Source organism: Streptomyces sp. NPDC048196 (assembly GCF_040652715.1).
GTDB classification, from domain to species: domain Bacteria; phylum Actinomycetota; class Actinomycetes; order Streptomycetales; family Streptomycetaceae; genus Streptomyces; species Streptomyces siderophoricus.
This window is the reverse complement of the sequence record NZ_JBEZMM010000054.1, coordinates 40467-49572: the sequence shown is the minus strand read 5'-3', so window position 1 is coordinate 49572 and position 9106 is coordinate 40467. Positions and strand designations below refer to the sequence as shown.

General features: G+C 71.5%; 8 protein-coding genes. 4 read left to right on the top strand and 4 right to left on the bottom strand.

Annotated features, from left to right (window positions below; genetic code table 11):
* Together purL and AB0E02_RS33300 are read left to right on the top strand one after the other, a co-directional pair.
* The coding region (gene purL / locus AB0E02_RS33305; RefSeq protein ID WP_362146495.1) for a phosphoribosylformylglycinamidine synthase subunit PurL at positions 1 to 1506 on the top strand (1506 nt) is incomplete at its 5' end.
* A gap of 125 nt (positions 1507 to 1631) precedes the next feature.
* Positions 1632 to 2429: a sterol carrier family protein gene (locus tag AB0E02_RS33300; protein WP_362146492.1), complete on the top strand. Its 798-nt coding sequence runs from the start codon at positions 1632 to 1634 to the stop codon at positions 2427 to 2429.
* A 78-nt stretch (positions 2430 to 2507) separates the two neighbouring features.
* Here the strand turns inward: AB0E02_RS33300 and AB0E02_RS33295 are convergent, their stop codons facing one another.
* Both AB0E02_RS33295 and AB0E02_RS33290 read right to left on the bottom strand, forming a co-directional pair.
* Entirely contained in the window at positions 2508 to 4028 is a 1521-nt protein-coding gene (locus tag AB0E02_RS33295; protein WP_362146489.1) for a sulfatase-like hydrolase/transferase, read from the bottom strand.
* 258 nt (positions 4029 to 4286) lie between these two features.
* Positions 4287 to 4406: a putative leader peptide gene (locus AB0E02_RS33290; protein ID WP_362146486.1), complete on the bottom strand. Its 120-nt coding sequence runs from the start codon at positions 4404 to 4406 to the stop codon at positions 4287 to 4289.
* Positions 4407 to 4533: 127 nt separating this feature from the next.
* On the opposite strand from AB0E02_RS33290, the gene purF reads away from it, so the two are divergent.
* Complete coding sequence (gene purF / locus AB0E02_RS33285) at positions 4534 to 6093, top strand: amidophosphoribosyltransferase (protein ID WP_362146483.1); 1560 nt, start codon at positions 4534 to 4536, stop codon at positions 6091 to 6093.
* A 34-nt stretch (positions 6094 to 6127) separates the two neighbouring features.
* Entirely contained in the window at positions 6128 to 7198 is a 1071-nt protein-coding gene (gene purM / locus AB0E02_RS33280; protein ID WP_201811733.1) for a phosphoribosylformylglycinamidine cyclo-ligase, read from the top strand.
* Positions 7199 to 7375: 177 nt separating this feature from the next.
* On the opposite strand, the gene AB0E02_RS33275 is transcribed toward purM, so the two are convergent.
* A complete protein-coding gene (locus AB0E02_RS33275) occupies positions 7376 to 7630 on the bottom strand; it encodes a DUF3073 domain-containing protein (RefSeq protein ID WP_201811735.1) in 255 nt (84 codons plus the stop codon).
* A gap of 313 nt (positions 7631 to 7943) precedes the next feature.
* A complete protein-coding gene (locus AB0E02_RS33270; RefSeq protein ID WP_362146478.1) occupies positions 7944 to 9062 on the bottom strand; it encodes a Glu/Leu/Phe/Val dehydrogenase dimerization domain-containing protein in 1119 nt (372 codons plus the stop codon).
* Positions 9063 to 9106: the final 44 nt, after the last annotated feature.

Below are 9106 nucleotides of genomic sequence, written 5' to 3'. Positions count from 1 at the left end.
GTGCAGGTCGGTGACCCGTTCCAGGAGAAGCTGCTGATCGAGTGCACCCTGGAGATCTTCGGCGAGAAGCTGGTCGCCGGTATCCAGGACCTGGGCGGTGCGGGCCTGTCGTGTGCCACCAGTGAGCTGGCGTCGGCCGGTTCCGGTGGCATGCGGGTCGAGCTGGACTCCGTGCCGCTGCGCGATTCCTCGCTCTCTCCTGAGGAGATCCTCATGAGTGAGTCGCAGGAGCGGATGTGCGCGATCGTCGAGCCGCAGCACGTCGAGCGGTTCATGGAGATCTGCGAGAAGTGGGACGTGATCGCCACCGTCATCGGTGAGGTCACCGACGGCGAACGCCTGGAGATCTTCTGGCACGGCGAGCAGATCGTCGACGTCCCCCCGCGCACCGTCGCCCACGAGGGCCCGGTCTACCAGCGGCCTTACGCCCGCCCCGACTGGCAGGACGCGCTGCAGGCCGATGATGCGGGCAAGCTGCCGCGTCCGGCGGGTGGCGAGGAGCTCAAGCGGCAGGTCCTGCAGCTGGTGGGGCACCCCAACCAGGCGTCCAAGGCGTGGATCACCGACCAGTACGACCGTTTCGTCCAGGGCAACACCGTCCTCGCGCAGCCCGAGGACGCGGGCATGGTGCGCATCGATGCCGACACCAATCTGGGTGTGGCGCTGGCCACGGACGGCAACGGCCGCTACGCCAAGCTCGACCCGTACGCGGGTGCGCAGCTGGCGTTGGCGGAGGCGTACCGCAATGTGGCGGCTGCCGGTGCCAAGCCGCTGGCGGTCTCGGACTGCCTGAACTTCGGTTCGCCCGAGGACCCGGCGGTGATGTGGCAGTTCGCCGAGGCCACCCGTGGTCTGGCCGATGCCTGTCAGATCCTGGGCACCCCGGTGACCGGCGGCAACGTCTCGCTCTACAACCAGACGGGCGAGACGGCGATCCACCCCACGCCGGTCGTGGCCGTGCTGGGTGTGATCGATGACGTCACGCGTCGCACGCCGATCGGGTTCGCCGAGGAAGGGCAGCTGATCTACCTGCTCGGGGAGACCCGGGAGGAGTTCGGTGGCTCGGCCTGGTCGCAGGTCGTGCACGAGCACCTGGGTGGTCTGCCGCCGGCGGTGGATCTGGAGCGGGAGCGGCTGCTGGCCGAGATCCTGATCTCCGCCTCCCGCGACGGCATGATCGACGCCGCCCACGACCTGTCCGACGGTGGACTGATCCAGGCGCTGGTCGAGTCGTGCCTGCGTGGCGGGGCAGGTGCCCGGCTCGTCGTGCCCGACGCACTGGATGCGTTCACCTTCCTGTTCTCCGAGTCGGCGGGCCGTGCGGTCGTCGCCGTGCCGCGCAGCGAGGAAGTCCGCTTCACCGACATGTGCACCGTCCGGGGCCTGCCGGCCACCCGCATCGGTGTCGTCGACGGCGAAGAGATCGACCTCCAGGGCGAGTTCAGCATCCCGCTCAGCGAACTGCGCACCGCCCACGAAGGCACCATCCCGGGGCTGATCGCCTGATCTGCTCCGCCTCGGAACGGCCCGCCAGCAGGTCTGGCGGGCCGTTCCGCGTGCGGGCCGGGCGCGGGCCCGGGCGTACTGCGTGAGGCGGGGCGGTTGTCAGTGCTGCCGCTTACGCTGATCGCATGTCTCCTGCCGCCCGGAAGTCGCGCTCCCGCCAGTACGACGAGAAGAAGACCCGCGCCGCCGTCCGCGCGCAGTTCACGCAGGTCCGCGCGGCCGTGGGTGAGCTGACGGCCGATCAGTTCGCGCTGCCGACCCGGCTGGGCGACTGGACGGTGCGGGAGCTCGTGGCGCATCTGGTGTTGGTGCTCGGCAGCGTGTCGCGAGCGCTCGCGCTGCCCGCCCCGCCGCAGGTGACGACCACCCTGCTGGACTGGCCGTTCGCCACCGCGCCGCTCGCCCCCGGGATCGACGCCGACACCCGCGCGCTGGCGTCCGGCAACGACCCCGTGGAAGTGCTGGCGCGCACCGCGGAGGAGTTCGAGCGCCTCCTGCCGCCGGAGGGTGCGGAGCGCCTGGTGGCCGCCCGGCCCGGCGCGATGCGGCTGGCCGACTACCTGGTCACCCGCTGCGTCGAGCTCGTCGTGCACACCGACGACCTGGCCGCGGCGACCGGCGCGGAGATCCCGTACGACCGCCAGGCGCTGGCCACCACGACGCGGCTGCTGGCCGATGCCCTGGCCGTCAAGGCGCCCGGCGGGTCGGTCGAGGTCCGGGTGCCGCCGTTCGCCGTGGTGCAGTGCGTCGAGGGCCCCCGGCACACCCGCGGCACCCCGCCGAACGTCGTCGAGACCGACCCGCTGACCTGGATACGCCTGGCGACCGGCCGGACGACCTGGGACGCGGAGCTGGCCGCCGCGACGGTCAGTGCCAGTGGCGAGCGGGCCGGCCTCGGCGGCCAGCTGCCGGTGATGGGCTGACGGACGGCGGGCCGGCGGGCCGAGCGGCTGCCCAACGGGGCATGAGGACGGCCGGCGGATGCGCCGGGTGGTGGCCGGTCAGTCCTTGGGATACGGCAGCAGCGTGGCGTCCACCGCCTCCCAGGCCGCCCGCAGCTCGCCCAGCAGCCGCCGTTCGTCCGGCGCCTTGTCGGCCTGCTCGCGCGGATCGCTGACGATGTGGAAGAGCTGGTCCTTGCCGCTCCTGCCGCGGTAGTACTTCCAGTCGCCGCGCCGCAGCGCCCGCTCGCCGCGTACCCGCCAGAAGAGGTCGCGCCCGGCGATCCGCTCGCCGCGCAGCAGATGGCCGGCCAGGCTCGTACCGTCCAGCGGGTGCCCGCGGTCCGGCCGGGCGCCGGCGAGCTCCAGCAGCGTGGCCGTCCAGTCCGGGGTGAAGACCGGCTCATGGCTGACCTGGCCGGGGCGCAGCCGGGCCGGCCAGCGCGCGATGGTCGGCACCCGGATGCCGCCCTCCTGGAGTGAGGCCTTGTTCCCGGACAGCGGCCAGTTGTACGACCAGCGTTCGCCGCCGTTGTCGCTGGCGAAGAGGACCAGGGTGTCCTCCTCCTGGCCGGAGCGGCGCAGGGCGGCGAGGACCTCGCCGATCGAGCGGTCGAGGTCCTCGACCATCTCGCGGTACTTCTCCAGCGAGCCGCCGTCCTGGTGCCGGAGCGCGCCCGGCTCGCCCGCCTCGATCCGGCGGACGATCCTCGCGCTCTCCTCCTCGTCGCCGTCGGCGATCCACGGCCAGTGCGGGGTGGTGAAGTTGAGGTTCAGCAGCCAGGGCTTGTCATGGTCGCGCTCGATGTGGCCGATCGCCCGCTCGGTGAGGATCCGGGTGTAGTAGCGCAGGTCCCGGTACTCGGCGTCGCCCTCGTAGAGGTCGTACTCCCCGGCGAGCCCCAGCTTCGAGTAGTACTCCAGCGCCCCGCCGAAGTTGCCGAAGAAGGTCTCCCAGCCCGATTTGGTGGGGCTGTGGTCCGGCAGGTAGCCGCAGTGCCACTTGCCGATCAGCGCGGTCGAGTAGCCGGCGGTGCGCAGCAGCGAGGCGAGGGTGGGGTGGTGCGGATCCAGGCCGGCGCTCCGGTCTGCGATCGGCTCGGCGAGCCCGCCCTTCGTACGGCCCGGGTATCGCCCGGTGTAGAGGGAGAAGCGGGTGGGCGAGCAGGTGGCGGAGCCGGCGTAGGCGTGGCTGAAGCGGACGCCCTGGCGCGCCAGCCGGTCCAGGTGCGGCGTACGGATGTGGGGCGAGCCGTACGAGGACAGGTCGGCCCAGCCCAGGTCGTCGCCCAGGATGAAGAGGATGTTGGGGCGCCGCGAGTGCCGGCCGGGCGCGGCGCGGAACGCCTCCTCGGTGAACGGGGCGGCCGCCGCGGCAGGGCCGGCGGCGGCCACCGGAGCGACGGCGCCCAGTCCGCCCACGGCGGCCGCGGCACCGGCGCCGGCGAGCCCGCCGAAGGCGCGCCGCGAGAGGCCGGAGGGCGGGACGGGAGCGGAGGGGGCGGAGGGATCCGCGGAATCGGGGGAGTTGAGCGACATATCAGGCGCTGCGGAGGTGCGGGCGGGATCTTCGGACGGCATGGGTTCGACTCTCCGGAGGGGGCGTCTCGGGGCGGGGCGCGGCGCGCGGAAGCCCCCGGGGACGGCGGCGGGCGGAGAGGCGTCGCGTATCTCACACCGGAACGCCGGGGCGCTCGTGCGGCATTCAGTGCGTACGACGCGAAAGCGGCATTCCGGGTGGTGGCAGGAAGGGGCGAGGGCGCGGCGAAAGGCCAGCTCAGAGGGGTGGTCCGGGAAAACCGCCGGACCCGCCGTCACCCGCAGCTACGCTGCTGATGCTCAGCGACAGATCGCGCTCGCGACGCGACCGAGGTCGACGTGGCGGCGGCGCACCAGGCGCTGCGCGGAGCGGGGCGCCCGGCAACACACCAGGTGCGCCAAGGGCTGCGGGGTCTGCATGGGCAGAAATCCTGTCCGGGTGGCCGTGACCACGTCAAGCACGCTTCATGGCCCGTTCATGCACTCATCCAGGAGCGCGGCCATCCCCGGTTCGGATGAATGCGCGACCTGCCCTAGACTCAAGGGCGTGCCACGTGGTGACGGACGACTCAACCACGACCTGCTCCCCGGCGAGAAGGGCCCCCAGGACGCATGCGGCGTCTTCGGTGTCTGGGCTCCGGGTGAAGAGGTCGCCAAACTCACCTATTTCGGGCTGTACGCGCTGCAGCACCGTGGACAGGAGTCCGCGGGCATCGCAGTGAGCAACGGCTCCCAGATCCTCGTCTTCAAGGACATGGGCCTGGTTTCCCAGGTCTTCGACGAGACTTCCCTCGGCTCCCTCCAGGGCCACATCGCCGTGGGCCATGCCCGCTACTCCACCACCGGTGCCTCGGTGTGGGAGAACGCCCAGCCGACGTTCCGCGCCACCGCGCACGGTTCCATCGCGCTCGGCCACAACGGCAACCTGGTCAACACCGCCCAGCTGGCCGAGATGGTCGCCGCGCTGCCCCGTGAGGGCGGCCGGGCCACCCAGGTCGCGGCGACCAACGACACCGACCTGGTGACCGCGCTGCTCGCCGGCCAGGTCGACGAGGACGGCAAGCCGCTGACCGTCGAGGAGGCCGCGCCGCGCGTCCTTCCCCAGGTCATGGGCGCCTTCTCGCTCTGCTTCATGGACGAGCACACGCTCTACGCCGCCCGCGACCCGCAGGGCATCCGCCCGCTGGTCCTCGGCCGGCTGGAGCGCGGCTGGGTGGTGGCCTCCGAGACCGCCGCCCTGGACATCGTCGGCGCCAGCTTCATCCGGGAGATCGAGCCCGGCGAGCTGGTCGCCATCGACGAGGACGGCCTGCGCAGCAGCCGCTTCGCCGAGGCCCGCCCCAAGGGCTGTGTCTTCGAGTACGTCTACCTCGCCCGTCCGGACACCGACATCGCCGGCCGCAACGTGTACCTCTCCCGCGTGGAGATGGGCCGCAAGCTGGCCGCCGAGGCGCCCGCCGACGCGGACCTGGTGATAGCGACGCCCGAGTCCGGCACCCCCGCCGCGGTCGGCTACGCCGAGGCCAGCGGCATCCCCTACGGGTCCGGCCTGGTCAAGAACTCCTACGTCGGCCGGACCTTCATCCAGCCCTCGCAGACCATCCGCCAGCTCGGCATCCGCCTCAAGCTCAACCCGCTCAAGGAAGTCATCCGCGGCAAGCGGCTGGTCGTCGTCGACGACTCGATCGTCCGCGGCAACACCCAGCGGGCGCTGGTGCGGATGCTGCGCGAGGCCGGTGCGGCCGAGGTCCACATCCGGATCTCCTCGCCGCCCATCAAGTGGCCGTGCTTCTTCGGCATCGACTTCGCCACCCGCGCGGAGCTGATCGCCAACGGGCTGAGCGTGGAAGAGATCGGCAAGTCGCTGGGCGCCGACTCGCTCGCGTACATCTCCATCGACGGCATGATCGAGGCGACCACGATCGCCAAGCCGAACCTGTGCCGTGCCTGCTTCGACGGCGAGTACCCGATGGAGCTGCCCGACCCGGAGCTGCTGGGCAAGCACCTCCTGGAGTCGGAGACCGCGGCACCGACGAAGTCCGACGTGGACGGCGTCCAGACGCTCACCGCCGGGGTCGGCGGGGCCGACGCGCTGCGTCGCCCGTAGAGCTCGTACACACACGACACGAAAGTTCTCAGCCATGTCCGCTGAACCTTCCGGCGCCAGCTACGCGAGCGCGGGCGTCGACATCGAAGCCGGCGACCGCGCCGTGGACCTGATGAAGGAGTGGGTGAAGAAGGCCACCCGCCCCGAGGTCGTCGGTGGGCTCGGGGGCTTCGCCGGCCTCTTCGACGCCTCCGCCCTCAAGCGCTACGAACGCCCGCTGCTGGCCTCGGCCACCGACGGCGTCGGCACCAAGGTCGACATCGCCCGCAAGATGGGCGTCTACGACACCATCGGTCACGACCTCGTCGGCATGGTCGTCGACGACCTGGTCGTGTGCGGCGCCGAGCCGCTGTTCATGACCGACTACATCTGCGTCGGCAAGGTCTACCCGGAGCGGGTCGCGGCGATCGTCAAGGGCATCGCCGAGGGCTGCGTGCTGGCCGGCTGTGCGCTGGTCGGCGGCGAGACCGCGGAGCACCCGGGCCTGCTGGGCGCGGACGAGTTCGACGTGGCCGGCGCCGGTACGGGCGTCGTCGAGGCGGACCGGCTGCTGGGCGCGGATCGTATCCGTACGGGCGACGCGGTGATCGCGATGGCCTCGTCCGGACTTCACTCGAACGGGTACTCCCTGGTCCGGCACGTCCTCTTCGACCGGGCCGGGATGACCCTCGACCAGGAGGTCGCCGAGTTCGGCCGGACCCTGGGCGAGGAGCTGCTGGAGCCCACGAAGATCTACTCGCTGGACTGCCTGGCGCTGACCCGGACGACCGAGGTCCACGCCTTCTCGCACATCACCGGCGGCGGACTGGCCAACAACCTCGCCCGGGTCGTCCCGGACGGGCTGCACGCCACCGTCGACCGCTCCACCTGGACGCCCGGCCCGGTCTTCGACCTGGTCGGCACGGCCGGCTCGGTCGAGCGCCTGGAGCTGGAGAAGACCCTGAACATGGGCGTCGGCATGATCGCCGTCGTCCCGCAGGAGTCGGTGGACGTGGCGCTGACCACGCTCGCCGACCGCGGGGTGGACGCCTGGGTCAGCGGTGAGATCGTCGAGCGCGGCGACCACGCCGACGCGGTGACCCTGACCGGTGACTACGCCGCCTGAGCGGACCGGCCGCCGCACCGGCACCCACCGGTGCGGCCGCCGCTGCGGCGCACCTCCGGCGGACCGGCCCGGCCGGTCCCCGGACGCTCGCGTTCCGGGCAGCACAAAACCCGGCCCGGGCAATGCCCAGGACCGGGTCCGTGATGCTGCTAGCGGGTGCCGCGAGCGCGCAGGACGTCAAGCACGACGACGCTGCTGGGAGGAGTCGCCCTCATCCTCGTCATCGTCGTCGTTGTACAGCTCTGCGTACCGTGCGTACGGGTCGTCGTCCTCGTCATCCTCGAACGGCTCCGCGTTCGGAGGCTGCTGGCTCGACGGTGCCGTAGTTGCACCCAGCTCGCTGGCCAGTGCTGAGAGATCCGTCCCACCGCTGTTGTACTTCAGCTGGCGGGCGACCTTTGTCTGCTTGGCCTTGGCCCGGCCGCGCCCCATGGGTCGACCCCCTCAGTGACGGGGCTCGATGGCCCCAGAGTCTTGACACGCGTTCATGGATCAGAGCGGGCTCTCGACAGAGAGACCGGCCCGTAGAGCTTTAACGGTACCTGCTTCCGCGGCCATACGGTACGTCGCCCGCATCACCCGCCGCTCGGCACGACCCGCAGGGTGCCCCGTCCCCGCTGGTCAACTGCGATTTTAACCTGTCCCGTGCGGCGACCCGCCGACGGGTGGTGAGGGATGTCTCCCCGACCGGCCGTGGCGGGCCGCGCAAGGTGGTGTTTCCGGCCGCCCTGGCCGGAACGTTCGGTCAGCTCCTCCGTGCCTCCGCCATCCGCTGCTCCGCGAGCCGGTCGGCGGCCGCCGCCGGCGGGATCCCATCGGCCTTCGCACGAGCGAATATTGCCAGCGTGGTGTCGAAGATCTTCGCCGCCTTGGTCTTGCAGCGGTCGAAGTCGAAGCCGTGCAGTTCGTCGGCCACCTGGATGACGCCGCCGGCGTTCACGACGTAGTCGGGGGCGTAGAGGATGCCGCGGTCGGAGAGGTCCTTCTCGACGCCGGGGTGCGCGAGCTGGTTGTTGGCCGCGCCGCACACCACCTTCGCGGTGAGCACCGGCACCGAGTCGTCGCTGAGCGCCCCGCCCAGCGCACACGGCGCGTACACGTCCAGGCCCTCGGTGCGGATCAGCGCCTCGGTGTCGGCGACCGCGGTGACCTGCGGGTGCTCGGCGCGGACCCGCGCCACCGCGTCGGCGCGGACGTCCGTGATCATGACCTCGGCACCGTCCTTGAGGAGGTGCTCGACGAGGAGGTGCCCGACCTTGCCCACACCGGCGATGCCCACCTTGCGGCCGCGCAGCGTCGGGTCGCCCCACAGGGCTTGTGCCGAGGCGCGCATGCCCTGGAAGACGCCGTAGGCGGTCAGGACGGAGGAGTCGCCGGCGCCGCCGTTCGCGGGGGAACGGCCGGTGGTCCACTTGTTCGTACGGGCGACCACGTCCATGTCGGCGACGTACGTGCCGACGTCGCACGCGGTGACGTAGCGGCCCCCGAGCGAGGCCACGAACCGGCCGTAGGCGAGCAGCAGTTCCTCGGTCTTGATCAGATCGGGATCGCCGATGATCACGGCCTTGCCGCCGCCGTGGTCCAGCCCGGCGAGGGCGTTCTTGTACGACATGCCGCGCGACAGGTTCAGTGCGTCCAGCACGGCCTCCTCCTCGGAGGCGTAGGCATGGAAGCGGGTGCCGCCGAGCGCGGGACCCAGCGCGGTGCTGTGGATGGCGATCACTGCCTTCAGGCCACTGGCCCGGTCCTGGCAGAGAACGACCTGCTCATGGCCCCCTTGTTCCGATCGGAACAGGGTGTGCAGAACGCCGCCGTCGGTGCCGGCGGGGGCCGGACGTACGTCAGTCACGGTGGTGACTCCCATAAGTCGCGAAGGACGCCCTCCTACGGGTGGGGAGGGCCGGTTGG